16 protein-coding genes are annotated in these 21,729 nt (G+C 55.5%); 13 read left to right on the top strand and 3 right to left on the bottom strand.

Annotation, left to right across the window (positions count from 1 at the left end; genetic code table 11):
- Position 1 precedes the first annotated feature (1 nt).
- Positions 2 to 1,126, bottom strand: coding sequence for an HlyD family secretion protein (locus tag ACOZIO_RS00475; RefSeq protein WP_421594804.1), 1,125 nt, complete (start codon positions 1,124 to 1,126; stop codon positions 2 to 4).
- Positions 1,127 to 1,205: 79 nt separating this feature from the next.
- On the opposite strand from ACOZIO_RS00475, the gene ACOZIO_RS00470 reads away from it, so the two are divergent.
- The 3 genes from ACOZIO_RS00470 to phoA all read left to right on the top strand — a co-directional run bounded on the left by ACOZIO_RS00470 (position 1,206) and on the right by phoA (position 5,594).
- On the top strand, positions 1,206 to 2,759 hold the full coding sequence (locus ACOZIO_RS00470; RefSeq protein WP_258453398.1) for a DHA2 family efflux MFS transporter permease subunit: 1,554 nt from the start codon (positions 1,206 to 1,208) through the stop codon (positions 2,757 to 2,759).
- 261 nt (positions 2,760 to 3,020) lie between these two features.
- The gene (locus ACOZIO_RS00465; protein WP_129951075.1) at positions 3,021 to 3,941 is read left to right on the top strand and encodes a L,D-transpeptidase family protein; all 921 of its coding nucleotides are present in this window, start codon (positions 3,021 to 3,023) and stop codon (positions 3,939 to 3,941) included.
- Positions 3,942 to 4,169: 228 nt separating this feature from the next.
- Positions 4,170 to 5,594: an alkaline phosphatase gene (phoA, locus tag ACOZIO_RS00460; RefSeq protein WP_129990829.1), complete on the top strand. Its 1,425-nt coding sequence runs from the start codon at positions 4,170 to 4,172 to the stop codon at positions 5,592 to 5,594.
- A 468-nt stretch (positions 5,595 to 6,062) separates the two neighbouring features.
- Here the strand turns inward: phoA and ACOZIO_RS00455 are convergent, their stop codons facing one another.
- A complete protein-coding gene (locus ACOZIO_RS00455; RefSeq protein WP_129990830.1) occupies positions 6,063 to 6,974 on the bottom strand; it encodes a cation diffusion facilitator family transporter in 912 nt (303 codons plus the stop codon).
- 261 nt (positions 6,975 to 7,235) lie between these two features.
- Between ACOZIO_RS00455 and ACOZIO_RS00450 the strand changes: the two genes are divergently transcribed.
- Genes ACOZIO_RS00450 through ACOZIO_RS00440 form a run of 3 tightly spaced genes read left to right on the top strand, consistent with a single transcriptional unit; the run spans position 7,236 to position 11,657 of the window.
- Positions 7,236 to 8,426 (top strand): HlyD family secretion protein, encoded by a 1,191-nt coding sequence (locus ACOZIO_RS00450; protein WP_129951072.1) that lies wholly within the window; start codon positions 7,236 to 7,238, stop codon positions 8,424 to 8,426.
- Entirely contained in the window at positions 8,423 to 9,991 is a 1,569-nt protein-coding gene (locus ACOZIO_RS00445; RefSeq protein ID WP_129990831.1) for a DHA2 family efflux MFS transporter permease subunit, read from the top strand. Before ACOZIO_RS00450 ends, ACOZIO_RS00445 begins: the two co-directional genes overlap by 4 nt.
- Entirely contained in the window at positions 9,975 to 11,657 is a 1,683-nt protein-coding gene (locus ACOZIO_RS00440; protein WP_421594803.1) for an efflux transporter outer membrane subunit, read from the top strand. The genes ACOZIO_RS00445 and ACOZIO_RS00440 overlap by 17 nt, the downstream gene beginning before the upstream one ends.
- A 7-nt stretch (positions 11,658 to 11,664) precedes the next feature.
- Here the strand turns inward: ACOZIO_RS00440 and ACOZIO_RS00435 are convergent, their stop codons facing one another.
- Positions 11,665 to 12,606, bottom strand: a complete 942-nt coding sequence (locus tag ACOZIO_RS00435) for an AraC family transcriptional regulator (RefSeq protein ID WP_129951069.1) — start codon at positions 12,604 to 12,606, stop codon at positions 11,665 to 11,667.
- A gap of 163 nt (positions 12,607 to 12,769) precedes the next feature.
- Here ACOZIO_RS00435 and ACOZIO_RS00430 point away from each other — a divergent pair, with 163 nt between their 5' ends.
- From ACOZIO_RS00430 to ACOZIO_RS00400, 7 genes are all read left to right on the top strand, one after another.
- Positions 12,770 to 13,603: an oxidoreductase gene (locus tag ACOZIO_RS00430; RefSeq protein WP_421594802.1), complete on the top strand. Its 834-nt coding sequence runs from the start codon at positions 12,770 to 12,772 to the stop codon at positions 13,601 to 13,603.
- A 118-nt stretch (positions 13,604 to 13,721) separates the two neighbouring features.
- Positions 13,722 to 14,729 carry a magnesium/cobalt transporter CorA gene (gene corA, locus ACOZIO_RS00425; protein WP_129951067.1) on the top strand — a complete coding sequence of 336 codons (1,008 nt, stop codon included), beginning with the start codon at positions 13,722 to 13,724 and terminating at the stop codon, positions 14,727 to 14,729.
- A 177-nt stretch (positions 14,730 to 14,906) separates the two neighbouring features.
- Positions 14,907 to 15,326 (top strand): hypothetical protein, encoded by a 420-nt coding sequence (locus tag ACOZIO_RS00420; RefSeq protein ID WP_421594801.1) that lies wholly within the window; start codon positions 14,907 to 14,909, stop codon positions 15,324 to 15,326.
- Positions 15,327 to 15,513: 187 nt separating this feature from the next.
- Positions 15,514 to 15,780: a copper-binding protein gene (locus tag ACOZIO_RS00415; RefSeq protein WP_235174085.1), complete on the top strand. Its 267-nt coding sequence runs from the start codon at positions 15,514 to 15,516 to the stop codon at positions 15,778 to 15,780.
- Between the two features lie 14 nt (positions 15,781 to 15,794).
- Positions 15,795 to 17,048, top strand: coding sequence for a TolC family protein (locus tag ACOZIO_RS00410; RefSeq protein WP_377424968.1), 1,254 nt, complete (start codon positions 15,795 to 15,797; stop codon positions 17,046 to 17,048).
- Positions 17,048 to 18,292: an efflux RND transporter periplasmic adaptor subunit gene (locus tag ACOZIO_RS00405; protein WP_421594800.1), complete on the top strand. Its 1,245-nt coding sequence runs from the start codon at positions 17,048 to 17,050 to the stop codon at positions 18,290 to 18,292. The genes ACOZIO_RS00410 and ACOZIO_RS00405 overlap by 1 nt, the downstream gene beginning before the upstream one ends.
- Positions 18,289 to 21,411 (top strand): efflux RND transporter permease subunit, encoded by a 3,123-nt coding sequence (locus tag ACOZIO_RS00400; protein ID WP_421594799.1) that lies wholly within the window; start codon positions 18,289 to 18,291, stop codon positions 21,409 to 21,411. The genes ACOZIO_RS00405 and ACOZIO_RS00400 overlap by 4 nt, the downstream gene beginning before the upstream one ends.
- Positions 21,412 to 21,729: the final 318 nt, after the last annotated feature.

The following is a 21,729-nucleotide window of genomic DNA, read 5'->3' as shown; positions in this document are numbered from 1 at the left end:
TTTACCTGACAGGATCAGTTAGCGAAACGCGTGCATCCACCGATAATCCGGGGCGCAGCGCCGCTAAATCAGGCTGACCGGTGTCCAGACGGATGCGCACCGGCACCCGCTGAACAATTTTGGTGAAATTACCCGTGCCCGGCTCAAACGGCAGCAATGCGAACGTTGAGCCAGAACCCGGCGCGAGGCTGTCGACTTCACCGTGAAATGTCACGCCCGGCAACGCATCCACATGCACATCCGCGCGTTGTCCCGGCTGCATTCTGCCGGTCTGCGTTTCTTTGAAGTTGGCCGTTACATAAATGCCCTGCTCCGGTACCAGTGTCATCAAACGCTGACCGGGTGTGACGTAATCGCCTATCTGTACCTGCCGGTTGCCCGCCACGCCATCAACAGCGGCAAAAATAGTGGTGTGATTGAGATCCTGCTGCGCCAGCGCTTTTGCTGCCTGCGCTTTCACCACAGCAGCCTTCGCCAGCGCCAGTGCCGCCTGAATTTCTGCCCGCTGTGCATGTGTTACCGCTGCCTGATTTTGGGCGACATCCAGCATAGCTGCGGCGTGCGCAGAGGTTTGCTCTGCCGTCACCGCCACCGTTTTATACCGGTCTGCATCGTTACGTGACGTGGCCCCGCTAACCGCCAGCGACTGATAACGCTGCTGCTCGGCCTCTGCATGTTGCTGTTCAGCACGCGAGGACCGGATCGCCGTGCGCGCGGCCTCGATTTGGGTGAGCGCCAGCTGCTCCTGCGCCTGCTGGCTCAGCAATGCGGCTTCCTGTTGTGCCACCTGCGCGCGGGCATCTTCAAGTTCCCCCTGCGCAGCGGCCAGACGCGCCGTAAACTCTTCGCTATCGATCAGTACCAGTTTATCGCCGGCATGCACCCGCTGGTTATGATTCACCAGCACCTGCGACACAAAGCCTTTTACTTTTGGCGCAACGAGGGTCGCATCCGCTGTCAGATACGCATCATCCGTCGATTCTGACGCGGGTGCAGCCAGTAACCATGCCGCACCGCCAAGGGCTACCACCAGCGCAATACCGCTGACCACGAAGATCCGCTTAGATCGTTTATTGACCTTCTCTACCGGGACCGGCATCCCATCTCCTGTCGTTGCTTCGCTCATTTTTAATTCCACTCATTGCATGATGAACATCATATTAATATGATACCCATCATACAAACAAGCTCCGGGATTTCACAATATGTCTGCCAACCTGACGCCAGCCGCGACGCTCTCGCCTGCGGATTACCCGACATCACGCAAGTTTCTGATTTTCAGCATTATGGCGTTTGGTATGTTTCTGGCGCTGATCGACATCCAGATCGTCGCCGCTTCGTTAAACGATGTGCAGGCCGGGCTTTCCGCCGGACCAGATGAAATCAGCTGGGTGCAAACCTCGTATCTGATCGCCGAACTGGTGATGATCCCCTTCTCCGCATTCCTGGCGCAGGCGCTTTCTACCCGCTGGCTGTTCAGCGCATCGGCGGCGTTGTTTACCCTCAGCAGCATCGGTTGCGGATTGTCGTGGAATATTGAGTCGATGATCTTCTTTCGCGCATTGCAGGGTTTTACCGGCGGCGCGATGGTGCCGACAGTATTCGCGACCGGATTCGCGATGTTTCGGGGTAAACAGCAGGCGCTGATCCCGGCGATCCTCGGCATGGTCAGCGTGCTGGCCCCCACACTGGGACCGACGGTGGGTGGCGTGGTGACGCAATTACTCGACTGGCGATGGATTTTCTTCATCAATATCCTGCCAGGCGCTCTGGTTGCCACCGGCGCCGTGTTATTTATTCATGTGGATAAAGCCGATTTCCCGATGCTTAAACGTATCGACTGGGTACATTTGTTGTCGATGGCGATAGCTCTCGGTTGTCTGGAGTATGTGCTGGAAGAAGGCCCGCGAAAAAACTGGTTCAGCGAACCGCAAATCCAGATTTCGGCGTGGTTCTCGCTGGTGGCCTTTGTACTGTTTCTCGAGCGATCCTTTTATTCAAAAAACCCGATCGTACGCCTGAGCCCCTTCCGTGACCCCACATTCACCTTTGCCTGTCTGTTCAATCTGGTGGTCGGTTTTGGTCTGTATGCCTCAACATATCTGACGCCGGTTTTCCTCGGCCGCATCCGAGATTTCAACAGCCTGGAAATTGGCACAACGGTGTTTGTGGTCGGCGTCGGGCAATTCTTCAGTACGATTATCGCCGCCCGATTAATCAGCCGTGTCGACCGGCGGGTCCTGATTACGGTGGGTTTATCCGGTTTCGCACTGAGTTTATGGCTGACGACGACGGTCACAACCTACTGGGGAGCAGAACAGTTCTTCTGGCCGCAGGTGGTGCGCGGCCTGTTCATTATGTTGTGCATCGTGCCGAGTGTGAACATGGCCCTGACCGCGTTTCAGGGGCCGGAACTGCGCTACGCCTCAGGGCTGTTTAATCTGATGCGTAATCTCGGCGGCGCGATTGGTATTGCCACGGTGAATACCTGGCTGCAGGACTGGACCCGCGTGCACGCTGCACGTTTCGGCGAATCGCTGGGACACTATGGGGATCATGCGCAGGAGATGATAGATTCGCTGGCGCAAAAAATTGTCTACCTGACGCCGGACACCGCTCAGGCATTGCTGATGGCAAAAGGGATATTTGGCGCGAAAGTCGCGGCGCAATCCCTGACACTGGCGTTCAACGACATCTTTCAGGTCATGGCGTGGATGTTTGTTGCCGCGCTGGTCATGGTGCCGTTTTGCCGTAAATAAAGTCAGGAATGTGAAGAAAATGTGCAGGCTGCCGCAAAAAATGCGGTTGTGGCAGGGAACTTTTCGAACAAGATGAGAAAGCTTTGGCCTGTTTGAAATAAATCCTTATAATTAGCGGCCCTGAAATGCGATTCGTTACACATACCGTGTCCCTTTCAAGTGCTATGTGCAAGTACACTATTCCTCCGGCCGGTTACGATCGGATCGGGGGGAATTAACATCCTGACAACTGCCAGTGTGGCATTAACGACCAACGAAAATATGAAAATGAGCATTCGCGCAATCCTTACCCTGGTTTTGGCAGTTGCTGCATATAGCCAGGCGTCTTTTGCTGTGGTCTACCCTCTTCCGGCCAATAATGGTCGTCTGGTCGGTGAAAACATCACAGTTACCGTTCCGCAGGGCAGCAGCCTGCCGCTGGAACATTTTGCAGCGCAATACCAGATGGGTTTGAGCAATATGCTCGAAGCTAACCCTGGCGTTGATCCTTATCTGCCAACCCCGGGCACCGTGCTGACTATCCCTCAGCAATTAATCCTGCCTGATACCCCGCATGAAGGCATCGTGATCAACAGTGCTGAAATGCGTCTGTATTACTACCCGAAAGGCACCAATACTGTGGTCGTGCTGCCAATCGGTATCGGTGAACTGGGCAAAGACACCCCGATGAACTGGGTGACTACGGTTCAGCGTAAAAAAGCTGGCCCGACCTGGACCCCGACGGCGAAAATGCATGAAGAATATGCTTCCCGTGGTGAATTCCTGCCCGCCGTCTTCCCTGCTGGCCCGGACAACCCGATGGGGCTGTACGCACTGTATGTTGGCCGTCTGTATGCAGTTCACGGCACCAACGCCAACTTCGGTATCGGTCTGCGCGTGAGCCACGGTTGTGTACGTTTGCGTGATGCCGACATCAAATGGCTGTTCGACAACGTTCCGCAAGGCACCCGCGTTCAGTTTATCAACGAGCCGGTGAAAGCCACCGTTGAGCCGGACGGTAAACGTTATATTGAGATCCATAACCCGCTGTCCTCTAACCAGGAAGAGTTTGATTCCCAGCAGCCGCTGCCAATCACTCTGACCGGTAACGCAAGCAGCGTATCGATGGATCCTGCGGTCAACCAGACTGTGGTTCAGCGCGCTATTGAGATGCGTTCAGGGATGCCGGTTCAGGTTAATTAATTGCGTCCCTGACGTTTTAGTGAAAAAGCTCCGTTCATCGGGGCTTTTTTTTTGCAAACGCAAAAGGAGACTACGGATAACTCCCTCCCCTGCGAAGGGAAGGAGTAAAGCAACATCCTCTCCATCACTGTCATTAAAATGTCACAACTCTGACTTAACCTTTCGGTAACAAAAAATATCTATATGTGTATTTTTATTTCCGATGGTTTATGAAAAGGAGTTTTGACAATGCAACAATCCGTATCTCTTGTGGCCCGCGCCGTGACTGCCGCCCTGCTGCTTTCCACCTCTGCCACTGTCCTCGCCACTGAAACTGACTCGCTGACTGACCGCGCAGCAAAAGGTGTGCTGACAGAACCGGGTGGCGCGCGTCGCCTGAGCGGTGACCAGACCGCCGCGCTGAAAGCGTCACTTTCAGACAAAACGGTGAAAAACGTGATTTTACTGATTGGCGACGGTATGGGGGATTCTGAAATCACCTCCGCCCGCAACTATGCAGAAGGCGCCGGCGGCTATTTTAAAGGTATCGATGCCCTGCCGCTGACCGGTCAGTACACCCATTATTCTCTGGATAAGAAAACGCAGAAACCGAGTTACGTGACCGATTCTGCAGCATCCGCCACCGCCTGGGCGACAGGTGTTAAAAGCTATAACGGCGCGATTGGTGTAGATGTTAACGGTAAAGATCACCAGACTATTCTTGAGATCGCCAAAGCCGCAGGCAAGGCCACCGGCAACGTCTCCACTGCCGAATTGCAGGATGCAACCCCGGCTGCGCAAATCGCCCACGTAACCTCACGTAAGTGCTACGGTCCGGAAGAAACGGCGGAAAAATGTGCCAGCAACGGGCTGGAAAACGGCGGACGTGGTTCGATCACCGAACAGTTATTGCAAACCCGCGCAGACGTCACGCTGGGCGGCGGCAGAAAATCTTTCAGCCAGTTGGCTAAAGCCGGTGAGTTCCAGGGTAAATCCCTGAAAGATCAGGCACTGGCACAGGGTTACGTGTGGGTGGAAAACGCGGAGCAGCTCAGTGCTGTCACGCAGGCAGACCAGAAGAAACCGGTTCTTGGCCTGTTCTCCGAGGGCAACATGCCGGTACGCTGGCAGGGTCCGAAGGCCACTTATCACGGCAACATTGATAAACCGGCTGTTACCTGTGAAGCCAATCCGCAGCGCACCGCAGACATCCCGACGCTGGCCGTTATGACTGAAAAAGCCATCGACTTGCTGAAAACGAATCAGAACGGTTTCTTCCTGCAGGTTGAAGGCGCATCGATTGATAAACAAGATCACGCCGCTAATCCATGCGGCCAGTTCGGGGAAACAGTGGATCTGGATGAAGCGGTGCAAAAAGCGCTGGCGTTCGCCCGACAGGACGGCAACACGCTGGTTATCGTCACCGCCGATCATGCCCATTCCAGCCAGATTATCGAAACCGATGCCAAAGCGCCCGGCCTGACGCAAACACTGACCACCAAAGACGGTGCGCCGATGACTATCAGTTACGGCAACTCAGAAGAGGATTCACAGGGGCACACCGGGACACAACTGCGTATCGCCGCGTTCGGGCCGCATGCAGCGAATGTGGTCGGTCTGACCGACCAGACGGATTTGTTCTATACGATGCGGGATGCCATGGCGATTAAGTGATAGTTTTTCAAAGGGAGATGTCCCTTTGGAACCCTTCGAAACCGGATTGGGTAAGTTTTGGTTTCTCAGTTGCACTGAACGCCTGATCGAGAAACTTTCGGTTTCTTACGTGCGAGGCTCACTTAACGCGCTGCGCCGAAACCGCCCAAGAGGGAAAAGTGCTTTTCCCTCTTGGATCTCCCTTCGCTTTTTCAACAAGCGCTTCTGCTCGCTGGCTATGTTTCAGGTATCACCCGGTTCCAAAATACCGCCGGAGGGAGAGGTGGAAAACCGCGCATCTGTTTGCGCGGGTTGTAACCCGAACGAAGGGCACCGCGCAGCGGCGGGATTTTGCGGCTATCACACACCTATCTGAAACATAGCCTCCAGCGGCAGCGCGCAGTTAAAAAGCGCGGAGTCCAGAGGCCCGCGCGTTACCGGGTCTCTGGTCGGTGTGGGCCGACGCCCACGACCTTGAATTTGAAGCAATCAGCTCAGGATATTATCCAGTCTGTCGTCATCAATCCCGTCCGGCTCCAGATGCGCTGTCACATCCGCTGACTTGAATAATTTACTGACCGCCATTTCAGCAGCATCACCAATATCGTGTCCGATATCCACCGTCAGATTGCCATCCACCTCAAGGTGGAACTCGACAAACACACGGTCACCGCCGTTGCGGGTGCGGATGTCATGCACGCCACGCACACCTTCCACACTTAATACTGCCGCTTTAACGCGTTTACGATCGTCAGCACTCAGCTCCCTGTCCAGCAACTGAGTTAAGGCATCGGCCGCCATACCACGCGCGTTCCAGAGCATGTAGAAGGAAATCAACAGCGCGCCGATGGAGTCGGAACGCGTCCAGCCAAAGTAACGTTCGAAAATCAGCGCCAGTAATACAGCGATATTCACAGCCACATCTGTGATGTAGTGCGCACGGTCTGCAGCGATGGCCGTTGAACCGGTGCGTTTCACCACATAGGTTTGCATCAGCACCAGGCCGGTCGCGGCCAGGGAACTGCCGATAATCACCCAGATGCCCAGACCGAGTTGCGCCAGCGGTTCGGGATTGATGATCCGCCCGATGGATTCCCCGCCGAGCACCAGCCCCGCGCCACCCAGTAACAGCGCCTGCACAAACGCCGCCACAGCTTCGGCTTTGCCGTGTCCGTAACGATGGCCTTTATCGGCCGGACGTCCGGCATAACGCACACCAATCAGCGTCACCATTGAGGCCAGCACATCCACCAGACCGTCAGCCGCAGAAGTCAGCAGCGCAATCGAGCCGGTGGCGGCCCATGCCCAAACTTTGACGCAAACCAGGATTAATGCGACACACAGCGACACCAGCGAGGCAATACGTGTCAGCCCTTTATAAGACGGTGCAGGACGGGTCATGGTTTGCCCCACAGGAGCAGTTGTTGTTGGGAATCTTTCACACGAATTTCCTGAAGCAGAGAACTACTTATTTTAAAAAACCAATGCCAGCCCGGCATTATAACCCATTTCCCACTTTTAAGACGTTCCCTATGGTTTGGATCTTTGTGCCTTCACTAAGGTTAATTGACATGGATTTACTTGCATTTACATCAATACGTTCTAGCTTAAGACAAGATTTCTTTGTTCAGGCGCGCGGCCGCCAATAATCAGAAGAGCACTATGACAAACGATAACAAAGCACAGCCTTCCGCGTCCGATGACGCAAACACTGAACTCGATTCCAGCCAGGTAAAATCTGGAGAAGGTCACACGCAAGCACCCAAAGACCAGAAAAAACCTGATGACGGCAAGCAGGATAACGATGAAAAGCGTAAAGGCCCCGGCAAGAAGCCGCTAATCATCCTCGGGATTGTCGTGGTCATCATGGTGGTTGTGGCACTGGTCTGGTGGCTGATGACAAAAGATCAGGTCAGTACTGATGATGCCTTTACCGAAGGTGATGCCGTGACCATCGCCCCGAAAATTGCCGGTTATGTCACCAGTCTTGCCGTGAAAGATAACCAGTTTGTTAAAAAAGGCGATTTGCTGGTGGAAATCGATCCGCGTGACGCCACCGCGCAGCGCGATCAGGCACAGGCGCAACTGGGTCTGGCCATCGCGCAGTTACATCAGGCACAGGCGCAGTACGATCTGGCGAAAGTGCAATATCCGGCGCAGCTTGCTCAGGCAAAAGCCCAGCAGACGCGCGCGGAAGCCAATTTGCTTAATGCCACCGCCGATTTCCGCCGTCAGCGCGGCGTCGATCCTCGTGCCACCACCCAACAAAATATCGATACGTCCAATGCGCAGGTACGGTCTGCGACCGCTGATCTGGAAAATGCCAAAGCGCAGGTGCAGGTGGCCGCGCAGGTCCAGCTGAATATTCGTCAGGCAGAAACCAACGTCGAAGCCCGCCAGCAACAGGTTGAACAGGCGAAAGCCCAGCTGGAAACGGCGACGCTGAATCTGTCATATGCGCAGGTACGCGCCCCGTTCGACGGTTACGTCACCAAGCGTAATGTGCAGCTCGGCACGCTGGTGCAGGCCGGGACCTCGCTGTTCTCAGTGGTGTCGAAAGATATCTGGATTGCCGCGAACTATAAAGAATCGCAGCTCGAACGCATGCGCCCGGGTAACAAAGTGGAAATCACCGTCGATGCCTTCCCGGACATCAAACTTCATGGTCACGTTGACAGTATTCAGCAAGGCACCGGCTCACGCTTCTCGGCCTTCCCGGCTGAAAACGCCACCGGAAACTACGTGAAAATCGTTCAGCGCGTGCCGGTGAAAATCATCATCGACAGCGGACTGGATGAAAATCACCACCTGCCACTGGGGCTGTCTGTTGAACCGACGGTGACCGTCGAATGAATGAAGATCGCAGCTACTGGAAACCCAAGGCTAATCCATGGGCAGTCGCCGCCGTCGTGACCATCGCGGTGTTCATGGAAATCCTGGACACCACCATCGTTAACGTGGCGCTTCCGCACGTCGCCGGTTCGCTGTCTTCCAGTTATGACGAATCGACCTGGGTCCTGACGTCCTATCTGGTCGCGAACGGTATCGTGCTGCCGATTTCAGCGTTTCTCAGCCGTGTGATGGGCCGCAAAACGTACTTCCTGATATGTATCGGCATGTTCACCGTCTGCTCCTTCCTGTGCGGGGTCGCCACTGAACTTTGGCAGATGATCTTATTCCGCATCCTGCAGGGCTTTTTCGGTGGGGGTTTGCAACCGATTCAGCAATCGGTATTGCTCGATTACTTTAAACCGGAAGACCGGGGCAAGGCGTTTGGCCTATCCTCGATTGCCATCATTGTTGCGCCGGTAGTTGGCCCGACGCTCGGCGGTTACATCACTGATAACTTCAGCTGGCGCTGGGTATTCCTGATCAACATTCCGGTGGGGATCATCGCGTTACTGGCGATTTATCAGCTGCTGGAAGACCCGCCGTGGGAACGTAAAGCCAAGGGGAAACTCAGTATTGATTACATTGGTATCGGGCTGATTGCACTGGGTCTGGGTTGCTTACAGGTGATGATGGACCGTGGCGAGGACGACGACTGGTTCCAGTCCGGTTTCATTGTCACCTTTGCCGTACTGGCGGTCACCGGGATTGTCGGCGCAGTTTACTGGCTGCTTTACGCCAAAAAGCCGGTGGTGGATCTGCGTTGTCTTAAGGATAAAAACTTTGCAGTCGCCGGTTTGCTGATGGCCGGAATGGCGATGATTTTGTATGGCAGTTCGGTGGTGATCCCGCAACTGGCACAACAGCAACTGGGTTACACTGCCACGCTCTCGGGGCTGGTGATGTCGCCCGGCGCGGTGCTGATCGTGCTGTCGATCCCGCTGGTGCTCAAGCTGATGCCCGTGGTGCAGACGCGTTACATCATTGCCTTCGGTTTCTTCCTGCTGGCGGCTTCGTTTATTTATTCGGCCACGCTGACCCCGGATGTGGATTTTGAAACACTGGTGCTTTTCCGCAGTGCGCAGTCGATAGGGCTCGGTTTCCTGTTTGTGCCGCTGACCACCATTGCGTTTATTACGATCCCGCAAAAGATGAACGCTGATGCTGCCGCGCTGTTTACCATGTTCCGTAACGTCGCCGGCTCGATCGGCATCTCGCTGGCAACAGCCGGTGTCACCGAACGTACTCAGGCGCACAGTGCGCACATGGTGCACAACATGTCACCGCTCGATGAACAGTTTAATCAGGCAGTCAGTAAAAGCGCGGCGGCGATCCGTGATTTTGCCCACATCGCCGGCGACCCGATACAACTGGCGACTGCGAGGATGTATCAGGAAATGATTTCACAATCGCGCATTCTGGCCTATATCGACGTGTTCGGTTACTGCGCCATCGTCGCCGTTATTTTGATCCCATTTTGTTTCCTGCTTTCGCCGGTTAAGAGCGAAGGTAATGCCGGAGCACATTAAGTTGAACAAGAAAAGCTCTACTCTGAGAAATCAGCCATCAATGATGCCGCCCTGCTCCTCCTCCTGCGAAGGGAGAGGCCGGGAGAGGGTTTTAAATACAGGCACCCGTTTCCTGACACTCTCGGCATTAACGCTGGTATTAGCTGCATGCTCCGTTGGCCCTGATTATCAGAAGCCAAACCCGGTAACGCCACCGGCCTATAACGACATGACGCAACCGAAAGATAAAGATGGCGCGTCTATTGCGCTGCCTTCGGAACCCAATCCGTTATGGTGGAAAGCGTTTAATGACCCGCAGCTCGACAGTCTGATCACCCGGGCGATTGCCGGTAATATCTCCCTGCAACAGGCGGTGCTGCGCATTGCCGGTGCCCGTGAACAGGTAAAACAGGCGGAAGGTGCCTGGTTACCGTCGGTTCAGGGCAGCGCTAAAGTGACGCGTCAGCAACTCGGGCTGAAAGGGATTATCGATTCGAGCGGTGCATCGCAGCAGATTGATCAGCTCGGTCCGGAAGCTTCCGGTGCCATCGGCGCGGCCACGCGACCGGTGAATTTGTATCAGGGCAATTTCGATGCCAGCTGGGAACTGGATTTGTTCGGCGGCACACGACGTCAGGTCGAAGCCGCGAATGCCCAGACGCAGTCGTCCGTTGAACAGCGCAACGATGCATTAGTGTCGCTGGAAGCCGAAGTTGCCCGTACTTATCTCCAGTTGCGTGGTGCGCAAAGCGTGACAGCCGCTATCGAAACGCAAATCGACGTGGCGCAGCAAACCTTAGACCTGACGCAAAACCGTCAGCAAAACGGTCTGTCACCGCAGCTTGATGTTGAAAATGCCCGCGCACAGTTAGGCTCTCTGCGTGCTCAGTTGCCGCAATATCAGGCGCAGGAACGTCAGGCAATGAACGGTCTGGCCGTCCTGCTCGGCCAGACGCCGGGTTCGCTTGATGCTGAACTCTCCGCGCCGAAACCGTTGCCAGCCCTGCCCGCTGCGGTGCCGGTCGGTGTGCCTTCACAGCTGGCACGCCGTCGTCCTGACGTGCGCCAGGCTGAGGCCGATCTCCATGCGGCAACCGCAAATATCGGTGTATCCGTCGCGCAGTTGTTCCCAAGTATTTCGCTCACCGGCCAGTTTGGCATGCGTAATACCGACGCCAGCTATCTCGATAACTGGAGCAGCCATTTCTACTCCTTTGGCCCGCAGATTTCCCTGCCGATTTTCCAGGGCGGACGTCTGGTTTCCGGCGTGCATCTTTCCCGTGCGCAACAGGCTAATGCCGCGCTCAGTTATCGCCAGACCGTGCTGACCGCACTACAGGATGTGGATAACGCGCTGGTCAGTTACCGCACCGATCAGGATCAGGTCAACGGACTTGAGCAGACTACGGCAGCGTTGCAGACCGCGTTTGATCTGGCGAGCGACAGCTACCGTCAGGGGCTTTCCACCTTTATCAACGTGCTTGATGCCCAGCGTCAGCTGGCACAGGCGCATCAGCAATCCGCCGAAGCGAAAGTGAAAACCAGCACCGATCTGGTCTCGCTGTATAAAGCGTTAGGCGGCGGCTGGGAGCCCTATCAGAATGTAGAATTACCGACTTACACCGTGTTTGGCCCGGCGGCTACACCGGATGTAAAAGTCAACACCACCGCGGGCGTAACGCCGTAATCACGGCTTAATGCGAAGAGATAAAATCAGAAGGCGTGGCCGGGGCAGGTAATGAAAAATTCTGCCTCATGCGCGCCACTTCACTCACCGGAGTCAGCCCGAATAAGCGTTTAAATTCGCGGCTGAACTGCGACACACTTTCATAACCCACCTGCGCGCTGGCTGCTGAGGCGGTCAGATTATTACGCAACATCAGTAATCTGGCCTGATGCAAACGGGTGGACTTGAGGTATTGCATCGGCGATGTATCAGTAATGCTTTTAAAGTGACTGTGAAACGTCGGCACGCTCATCCCCGCCTCTTTTGCCAGCGCATTTACATCCAAATGCATGGGGTATTCTGCGTGCAATTTCCGCAGGGCTTTCATCACCTTGCCAAATTGCCCCTGCAGGGCCAGCGCACTGCGCAATGTACCGCCCTGAGCGCCTGTCAGCACGCGATAATACAGCTCCCGCATCATCGGCCTGCCCAGAATTTCAGCATCCTGCGCAGACGCCATGACCTGTAAAAATCGCAAGACTGACGCCCGCATGGCTTCGTCCATTAAACTCGACACCATACTTTTGGGCGCGTCTACCTGTGGGGGGTCATACGCATCCAGTTGCAACATCAGTTCTGCCGCCAGCGTGAAATCCAGCCGAAGATAAATCGCCAGCATCGGTTCGCTGACGCTGGCGTCGGTTTCCATCGTAAAAGGCACCGGCACTGAGACGGCCAGATAATGTTGCGCGTCATACAAATAGACATTATTGCCTAAAAAACCGCGTTTACTTCCCTGCACGACAATCACAATCCCCGGCTCATACAAAACCGGCGTACGCAAAAGCGGACGATCGGAACGCAGAAAACGCACATCCGCCAGAGCCGTGAGGTTGTAGCCTTCACGGGGCGTAAGCCGGTCCAAAAGCGCGATCATTTGCTCAGTCACACTCAACGTCAGATGCGTCATATCACCCTGAAAATACCTGGCAAAAAGTGAATAAAGTGTCGCACCCAGAACCCGCCGTGTCCAGATGACTCAGAGGAACAGGCAAACATCAGAGAGGATCGGGGCTACAGCTCCGGGGTTGCACGCCCTATGCTACAAGTCCGTTTTTTATTGAGGAGTGTGTATGAGCCGGTCAAAATTATTATTCATCACAGGTGTAAGCAGCGGATTTGGCCGCGCGCTGGCAGAGGAGGCTCTGCAAGCCGGGCACCGCGTGGTCGGCACATTACGTAATGCGCAGGCTCGTGAAAAATTCGAGGCGCTGGCCCCTGGCCGCAGTTTTGGCCGCGTGCTGGATGTCACGGATTTCGAGGCTATCACCCCGCTGGCCGCTGCCGTAGAACAGGAAATCGGTGCCGTTGACGTACTGGTTAACAATGCCGGTTACGGACATGAAGGCATTATGGAGGAATCACCGTTAAGTGAAGCGCGGCATCAGTTTGATGTGAATGTCTTTGGCGCGGTGGCCGTCATCAAAGCCTTTCTGCCCTATTTCCGTCAACGCCGCGCCGGGCAGGTGCTCAATATCACATCAATGGGTGGCTTTATCACTCTGCCCGGCATCAGTTATTACTGTGGCAGCAAGTTCGCCTTACAGGGGATTTCTGAAACGCTGAGCAAAGAGCTTAAACCGTTCAATATTTCCGTCACGGCCATTCAGCCCGGATCGTTCCGCACTGACTGGGCAGGACGTTCAATGGTACGCTCGCCGCGCACGATCAGTGATTACGACGCCAGTTTCGGCCCCGTGCGTGAAACCCGGGCAAAACGCAGCGGCCACCAGCCAGGTGATCCGCAAAAAGCCGCCCAGGCTATTTTACAACTGATTAATTCGCCGGCACCGCCTGCCTCGCTGTTACTCGGCAGTGACGCGGTAAAATTTGTCAGGGAAAAACTGCAACAAATGAATACCGATATTGATGCCTGGGAAGCGCTAAGCCAGTCCACCGATGGCTGAAACATTCTTTTAAATATCCCGACAGCGCATTTCCCGGAGACTGCGCTATTCTGTTCAGACACTGAATTCATCCTGCCTGCGGGCAGGATTTTCGTCTGAATAACAATCGGGTAAAACAATGAACTCCATTTCCAACGAAGAGAAAAAACCCAGCTGTGATTCAGTGATCAACAGCGTGGCTTACCGTGACGGTAAGCGATTACAGGATGTGACGGTCGAAGACATCAGCGAAGTGCTGAAAGAACCCGATACCTTTGTCTGGCTTGGATTATGGCAGCCTGAAGATGCCTACATGCGCAGCATTCAGGAAGAATTCGGCCTGCATGATCTGGCGATTGAAGACGCGCTGACGGCGCATCAGCGTCCAAAAATCGAGCAGTACGGTGAGTCACTGTTTATTGTTACGCACACCGCGCAGAAAGTGAATGAAACCATTGAGTACGGCGAAACACACCTGTTCCTTGGCAAAAACTTTCTGATCACCGTGCGTCATGGCGCATCATCGAGTTACAAAGAGATCCGTAAACATGCGGAAGAACGCCCTGAAATGATGAATAAAGGACCGGGTTATGCGTTGTATTGCGTGCTCGATTCCATTGTTGATAACTATCTGGAAATTCTGCATCAGTACACTGAACAGTTTGCTGCCATCGAAAAACTGATGTTCCGTAACACCTTTAATCAGCAGGCGGTGCAGCAGGTGTATAGCCTGCGGCGGGATCTGTTGTCGCTGCGCAATGCGGCAGTGCCGATGGAAGATATCTGTAATCAGCTCAGTCATCACTTTGAGGAGCTGATGCCCAAAAGCCTGCGCGCGTATGTGCGTGATGTGCAGGATCATACCAATCAGGTCATCCGCACCACAGATGATCTCCGCGAAATGCTCTCGAACGCCATGCATGTGAATCTGGCACTGGTGTCAGTGCATCAGAACGAAGTGGTGCAGCGGCTGGCGGGCTGGGGCGCGATCCTGGCGATCCCGACGGTGATTTTCAGCCTGTACGGCATGAACTTCAAAAACATGCCGGAACTGGATGACTGGTGGGGATATCCGCTGACGCTGGGCGTCACTGTCGCCGGTTGTGCGTGGCTATACTGGAAGCTTAAAAAATCAGGCTGGCTGTAAGTTAATTATTACCTGAAGCCACACGTTAATTAACATGCGAATAACAGAACCCGTCGTTATTCGCCTTCTTTAATTATCCTGACAATTTTAATCCTGACTTATTCTGTTTGCCCTTTCCTCTTCGCATTATTTCCTTATATACTCAGTCGCATCTTTCTTACGGAAATAATATTGATCATGTCAGTCCGTTTCGCGATTTCACAGTTTATGCATTCACTGCGCTTGCCCGGCAAGCGGGTCAGTGCGTTGCTGTTCGCGTTGTGCTGGCTTATTCTCAATTCCCAGCTGGCGCTTGCCAGCCATCAGTGCGATATGCGCCCGCCGGTGGAAAATACCCCCATGGCGCACAACATGACTATGCAAATGCCTGATTCTCCTGAGTATATGCAAAGTCAGTCCGTATTGTGTGAGAAGCACTGCGTCCCTGAAAGAACCCCGTCTGACAGTGGTTCCGTGCCGCTGGTAGCACTGCCGGTCCTTCCGGCATTAGCCATGATCACCGTCGATGCCAGCACAGCGGTCACTACCGCAGACTGGGTTGCCCCTCCGGTCACTCCCCCTCCTGCCGAAGTTCAGTTCTGCCGATACAGAGAATAGCCTCTGCTGTCCTGAGTGTTTTCCAGCACTCAATATTCAATGAAATTTATTTGCCATTTATTTTCCAGAACAATGGCTATTTTTATCTGATGACAGTATCGGAGTATTCCCCATGCGTGCAATTTTTAATTTAATTTTCGCTAGTCTTTTCTTTATTCCCTTTTATTCCTCCGCAGAGTCCATGCCGATGAGTACGGATCATGATCATATGACGATGCAGCAGAATGTGCAGACATATGAATCCGAAGGTGTGATCACCCAATGGCAATCTGATCGTGTCGGGATTTCCCATCACGCCATCCCTGCGCTGAAATGGCCGGCCATGACCATGAATTTCCGTCTGCCGCCAGAAATTGCCGCCCGCTCCCTGCCCGCCGGTACACCGGTCACCTTTAGCTTTGTCAAAACTGATTCCGCTTATCAGTTGCAGACACTGTCACCCCTGAAACGCTGACCGGGAGATTCACCATGTCTGTTTTACCGCGTCACCACCGGGTGACGTGGCAATGGCTGCTGGCTTTTGTGCCCGTCAGCGCGTTTGCCACACCCGTTACCCTGCCGCAGGCACTGATTGCTGCGCAGGATTATTCCGCCGAGCTTTCTGCCAGCCGTCACCAGGCAGATGCGCTGGATAACCGCGCCGGTTTGGCCATGCAATTGCCGGATCCGAAGCTGAAATTTGGCATCGAAAATCTGCCGGTCAGCGGCGGCAACACCGACCGGTTTACCCGTGAAGGCATGACAATGCAACGTATCGGCATCATGCAGGATTACATCAGCAGTGATAAACGTCAGCGCAAAGCGGACACGCTGCGGGCGGAGTCCCGGGAAGTCGCGGCTACCCGCCAAAGTATCCGGGCACGTTTGCAGCGCGAGGCCGCCCTGGCCTGGATGGAGATGGCGATCGGCGGGCAAACTGTCTCGCAATTGCAAAAACTGGTGGACGAAAGTCAGCATCAGATTGGTGTTCAGCGGGGTGGCGTCAGTGGCGGCAGTTCGCTGCCCGCCTCGGTGCTGGACGCACGCCTGACACTTATCAGCATGCAGGACAAACTGACTGAGGCCGGACGCGATGTTCAGCTGGCCCGCACCCGTTTAAGTCAGCTGACAGGTATCGGTCAGCCTGAAATTAACGGCGCCATTCCGCCTTTCACCGAACTTCCGGCGCAGGCGTTACAGGCCGGAAGCGTCGAACAGCATCCTGAAATTATTCAGGCCAGGCGCGAAGCCGAGGTGGCGCAGGCGAAATCCTCACAGTCGGCCATTGCGGCACTGCCCGACGTCGGTGTGGAAGTGTATTACGGCCACCGCGCTGACGGCTATGAAGATCTGGCGGGCGTGATGTTTACCGTTGATCTGCCCCTGTTTACCGCCTCACGTCAGGATAAAGATCACGCCGCCGATCAGTCGATGGCAATGGAAAGCAATGACCGGCTGGCGCAACGGGTACGCGATCATCAGGCGCAGCTGACCAGCTTGCTGACGCAATATCAGGCGGCCACGACATTATGGCAGCGGCAAAAAAATGACGTAATCCCGCTGCAACAGCAGCGTATCAGCGTGATTCAGGCGCAATATCGCGCCGGGAAAAGCAGCCTGAATGAGGTTCTCGACGCCCGCCGTAACCTGATCGACAGCCAGATTGCCGAACGTAATGCCGCGCTGGAAGTGGCCCGTTATTGGGTCGCCCTGCGTTATCTGGCCCCACAGGAGATTCATTAATGACTGATGCTAAAACTTATAGCCTGCTGACCATCACGATCGTGGCCGCGCTGAGCGCCGGTTACGTCGCCGGCCGCCACAGTCATCCGGAACCAACGCAGACAGCTGCCGCGCCCGCCGGGCGCAAAGTGCTGTACTGGTATGATCCGATGACACCCGGCCAGCGTTTTGATAAGCCGGGTAAATCGCCGTTTATGGATATGGAACTGATGCCACGTTACGCCGATGAAGTCACCGGTGACGACGGTGTGACGGTCAGTGCCCGCCAGCAACAGAATCTGGGATTACGCAGTGAGAAAGTGCAACGCCGGGTGTTATCCGCCACGCTGAATGTCTACGGCACGGTCAGCGCCGATGAACGCAGCCTGCGCACCGTCGCCGCGCGTGCGAACGGTTTAGTCGAAAAACTTTACGTTGCCGCCAGTCAGCAGCGGGTGAAAAAGGGCCAGAAACTGGCCACGTTGTGGATCCCCGACTGGACCGCCGCGCAGCAGGAATACCTGGCCGTGCGTCAGCTTGGCGACCGCAGCCTGACCACCGCCGCCCGTCAGCGGCTGGCCTTACAGTTTATGCCGGAAGACATTTTGCGCCGCGTGGATAAAACCGGTCAGCCGCAAACCCGCATCGACGTCGTGGCGCCGGAAGACGGTTATCTCAGTCAGCTTGCCGTACGTGAAGGTGCGCAGGTCAGCGCCTCGCAGCCGTTATTCGAACTGACCAGTCTGAAGCAGGTATGGATTGTGATGGATTATCCGCCTTCCGCCGCCAGCCAGATCCGGATCGGCAGCAAAGTCACGGCCAGCGCCGACAGTCAGCCGGGCGAAGTTTTTCACGGCACGGTCAGTGAATTGCTGCCGGATATCGATGCCGTCAGCCGGACACTGAAAGCCCGCGTAATAATGGAGAATCCGCAGGAGACCCTGCGTCCCGGCATGTACCTGAATTTGTCGCCGGATGTCGGTGACGGGGCTGCGGTTCTGGCCATTCCCCAGGAAGCGCTGATCCAGACAGGTAGCCGCAATACCGTGCTGCTCGACGACGGTAACGGGCATTTCACCCCGCAAGCGGTCACCACGGGCGCGACGCGTGATGGCTGGACACAAATACTATCCGGCCTCGATGAAGGCCAGGCGGTGGTGACATCAGGACAGTTCCTGATCGACTCCGAAGCCAGCCTGCGCAGCGCGCTGCCGGCGACAGAAACTCCGCTGTCAGACACGCATCAGCACGGGGGGGATTTATGATTGCCGCCGTGATCCGCTGGTCGCTGAAAAACCGGCTGCTGGTGTTACTCGCCGCGCTGATGATGGCGGGATGGGGCATCTGGTCATTACAAAAAGCCCCGCTCGATGCCCTGCCGGATCTCTCTGACGTGCAGGTGATTGTGCGCGTGAGTTATCCGGGTAAGGCACCGCAAATCATCGAAGATCAGGTGACCTACCCGCTGACGACTACCCTGCTGTCGGTGCCCGGTGCGAAAACCGTGCGCGGTTTTTCAATGTTTGGCGATGCCTATGTTTACGTGCTGTTCGATGACGGCACCGATCCTTACTGGGCGCGCTCCCGCGTGCTGGAATATCTGAGCCAGGTGCAGTCCTCACTGCCGGCAGGTGCAAAAGCCTCGCTGGGGCCGGATGCGACCGGTGTCGGCTGGATTTATGAGTATGTACTGACCGACAAAACCGGCAAACACAGCCTCGAACAACTGCGCGCCCTGCAGGACTGGACGCTGCGTTACGATCTGAAAACGGTGCCGGATGTCTCTGAGGTCGCCAGCATCGGTGGCATGGTGCGTCAGTATCAGGTAGTGGCCGATCCGCAACGAATGCGCGCCCGTGGCGTAACACACCAGCAACTGGTGACCGCGTTGCAAAACGCCAATCAGGAAAGCAGCGGTTCACTGCTGGAAATGGGTGAGGCTGAATATATGGTCCGCACCTCCGGCTATCTCAAAAGTCCGGAGGACTTCAACAACGTGGTGGTGACGGTTAACAGCGGGATCCCGGTGCTGCTGGCGGATGTTGCTACCGTGCGTACCGGCCCGGAACTGCGGCGCGGTGTGGCGGAGCTCAACGGTGAAGGCGAGGTGGCGGGCGGCGTAATTATTATGCGCTCGGGTAAAAACGCACTGGAAACCCTGAAAGCGGTCAAACAGCGGTTACATGCTCTCGCCCGCACATTGCCGGCGGGCGTGGAGATTGTACCGGTGTACGATCGTCAGCCACTGATCGAAAATGCCATCGACACGTTATCCCATAAATTACTGGAAGAGTTTGTGGTAGTTGCGGTGGTTTGTGCGCTGTTTCTGTTTCACTTCCGCTCTGCGCTGGTGGCCATTATCACCCTGCCGCTTGGCATTCTCGGTGCATTTATCGTCATGCATTATCAGGGCGTCAGCGCCAATATCATGTCACTGGGCGGCATCGCGATTGCCATCGGTGCGATGGTCGATGCCGCGATTGTGATGATCGAGAATATGCATAAGGTACTGGAACAGTGGCGGCATGAGCATCCCGGTCAGCAACCGGCACCGGCAGATTACTGGAAAGTGTCTGAGCGGGCTGCCACGGAAGTCGGTCCGGCGCTGTTTTGCAGTTTGCTGATCATCACCCTGTCGTTTATTCCGGTGTTTTCGCTGGAAGCACAGGAGGGCCGGATGTTTTCCCCGCTGGCATTCACCAAAACTTATGCGATGGCGGTGTCTGCCGGGCTGGGCATCACGCTGGTACCGGTGCTGATGGGCTATTTTATCCGTGGCAAAATTCCTGATGAGAATGCCAGCCCGCTCAACCGCTGGCTGGTCGCTGTCTATCAGCCGGCCCTTTCCGCCGTGCTGAAACGCCCGAAAATCACGCTGTTATGCAGCGGTCTGTTCCTGCTGGTGTCCCTGTATCCGCTGGCAAAACTGGGCAGTGAATTTATGCCGCCGCTCGATGAAGGCGACCTGCTGTATATGCCGTCGACGCTGCCGGGGATTTCAGCCCGGGAAGGGGCGCGGCTGTTGCAGCAAACGGACCGGTTAATCAAAACAGTGCCGGAGGTCGCCAGTGTATTTGGCAAAGCCGGACGGGCAGACAGCGCCACTGACCCGGCTCCCCTGACGATGGTCGAAACCACGATCCGCTTTAAACCGCGCGACCAGTGGCGGCCGGGTATGACACCGGACAAACTGGTGACGGAGCTCGACAATGCGGTGAAATTACCGGGTATCGCCAATGTCTGGGTACCGCCTATCCGCAACCGTCTCGACATGCTGGCCACCGGCATCAAAAGCCCCGTAGGCATTAAGGTGAACGGTAATAATATTGCGCAAATCGAGCAGATTGCTCAGCAGATCGAGCATATCGTGAAAAAAGTGCCGGGTGTAACCTCAGCGCTGGCCGAAAGGCTGGAAGGCGGCCGTTACGTCGATATTACAATCAACCGGCGCGAAGCTGCACGTTACGGTGTCACGGTTGCTGAACTACAATCGCTGGTCTCGACACTGGTCGGTGGAGAAAATATCGGTGAAACCCTGGAAGGCCGCGAACGTTATCCGATCAACCTGCGCTATCCGCGTGAACTGCGGGACAACGTGCAGGCGCTGCGTGACTTACCGGTGCTGACAGCCTCCGGTGCACAGGTACCGTTGTCGGCGTTGGCATCGGTCAGCGTCACCGACGGTCCGCCGATGCTGAAAAGTGAGAACGCCCGTCTTTCTGACTGGATCTATGTTGACTTGCGCGGACGCGATTTGAAATCTGCGGTCGACGACATGCAACGGGCGGTGAACCAGCAGGTAAAATTACCGGAAGGCGTGACGGTCAGCTGGTCGGGACAATTTGAGTATCTGGAGCGCGCTACGGCAAAACTGAAAATAGTGCTGCCGGTGACCCTTCTGATTATCTTCGTACTGTTATATGTCACATTCAGCAGTGTCCGTGACGCGCTGCTGATCATGGCGACCTTGCCGTTTGCCCTGACCGGCGGCGTCTGGTTGTTGTTCCTGCTCAGCTTCAATTTGTCGGTCGCCGCCGCCGTCGGCTTTATCGCCCTGGCCGGTGTCGCTGCTGAATTCGGGGTAATCATGGTGTTGTATCTGAATCAGGCGGTGCAGCGCCAGCAGAAAGCCGGTGAGGAGATGAGTGAGGCAGAACTGTGCGACGCCATTCATCATGGCGCGGTGTTGCGTGTCCGGCCAAAAGCCATGACCGTCGCCACAATTATGGCGGGTTTACTGCCGATCATGTGGGGAAGCGGCACCGGTTCAGAAGTGATGCGGCGCATCGCCGCGCCGATGATCGGCGGCATGGTGAGTGCCCCGCTGCTGTCGATGCTGGTGATCCCGGCGGTTTATTTGCTGATACATCGGAGGCGGAATTAGCACTTGCAGTGCAGGCCTGATCGAGAAAATTTCGGTTTCTCACGTGCGGTGCTTACCTGACGCGCTGCGCCGAAACCGCCCAAGAGGGAGAAGTGCTTTCTCCCTCTTGGATCTCCCTCCGCTTTTTTACTGCGCGCTATCGCAGTCGGCCATGTTTCAGGTACATCAGTGACCGGCTGGAAATCTTGCCGCTACGCGGTGCCTTCTCTCGGTCCTGGAGCCTCTGGTCTCCAGGCCGCTCCGCTCAGCAAGACTTCTGAATCGCCCGCACGATCTTAAATTCAAAACCAATCCGCTTTTCATATCAAAATCAGTGAG

The organism is Rahnella sp. PD4 (assembly GCF_049199325.1).
GTDB lineage: Bacteria > Pseudomonadota > Gammaproteobacteria > Enterobacterales > Enterobacteriaceae > Rahnella > Rahnella perminowiae.
This window is presented reverse-complemented; position numbering and strand designations above follow the sequence as displayed.

What these genes read in the sequence shown, in the direction of transcription:
- ACOZIO_RS00450 (WP_129951072.1), top strand. Translation starts at nt 7,236, where the DNA reads ATGACAAACGATAACAAAGCACAGCCTTCCGCGTCCGATGACGCAAAC.
- ACOZIO_RS00430 (WP_421594802.1), top strand. Translation starts at nt 12,770, where the DNA reads ATGAGCCGGTCAAAATTATTATTCATCACAGGTGTAAGCAGCGGATTT.
- ACOZIO_RS00445 (WP_129990831.1), top strand. Translation starts at nt 8,423, where the DNA reads ATGAATGAAGATCGCAGCTACTGGAAACCCAAGGCTAATCCATGGGCA.
- ACOZIO_RS00410 (WP_377424968.1), top strand. Translation starts at nt 15,795, where the DNA reads ATGTCTGTTTTACCGCGTCACCACCGGGTGACGTGGCAATGGCTGCTG.
- phoA (WP_129990829.1), top strand. Translation starts at nt 4,170, where the DNA reads ATGCAACAATCCGTATCTCTTGTGGCCCGCGCCGTGACTGCCGCCCTG.
- ACOZIO_RS00475 (WP_421594804.1), bottom strand. Translation starts at nt 1,126, where the DNA reads ATGAGCGAAGCAACGACAGGAGATGGGATGCCGGTCCCGGTAGAGAAG.
- corA (WP_129951067.1), top strand. Translation starts at nt 13,722, where the DNA reads ATGAACTCCATTTCCAACGAAGAGAAAAAACCCAGCTGTGATTCAGTG.
- ACOZIO_RS00470 (WP_258453398.1), top strand. Translation starts at nt 1,206, where the DNA reads ATGTCTGCCAACCTGACGCCAGCCGCGACGCTCTCGCCTGCGGATTAC.
- ACOZIO_RS00405 (WP_421594800.1), top strand. Translation starts at nt 17,048, where the DNA reads ATGACTGATGCTAAAACTTATAGCCTGCTGACCATCACGATCGTGGCC.
- ACOZIO_RS00415 (WP_235174085.1), top strand. Translation starts at nt 15,514, where the DNA reads ATGAGTACGGATCATGATCATATGACGATGCAGCAGAATGTGCAGACA.
- ACOZIO_RS00465 (WP_129951075.1), top strand. Translation starts at nt 3,021, where the DNA reads ATGAAAATGAGCATTCGCGCAATCCTTACCCTGGTTTTGGCAGTTGCT.
- ACOZIO_RS00420 (WP_421594801.1), top strand. Translation starts at nt 14,907, where the DNA reads ATGTCAGTCCGTTTCGCGATTTCACAGTTTATGCATTCACTGCGCTTG.
- ACOZIO_RS00400 (WP_421594799.1), top strand. Translation starts at nt 18,289, where the DNA reads ATGATTGCCGCCGTGATCCGCTGGTCGCTGAAAAACCGGCTGCTGGTG.
- ACOZIO_RS00455 (WP_129990830.1), bottom strand. Translation starts at nt 6,974, where the DNA reads ATGACCCGTCCTGCACCGTCTTATAAAGGGCTGACACGTATTGCCTCG.
- ACOZIO_RS00435 (WP_129951069.1), bottom strand. Translation starts at nt 12,606, where the DNA reads ATGACGCATCTGACGTTGAGTGTGACTGAGCAAATGATCGCGCTTTTG.
- ACOZIO_RS00440 (WP_421594803.1), top strand. Translation starts at nt 9,975, where the DNA reads ATGCCGGAGCACATTAAGTTGAACAAGAAAAGCTCTACTCTGAGAAAT.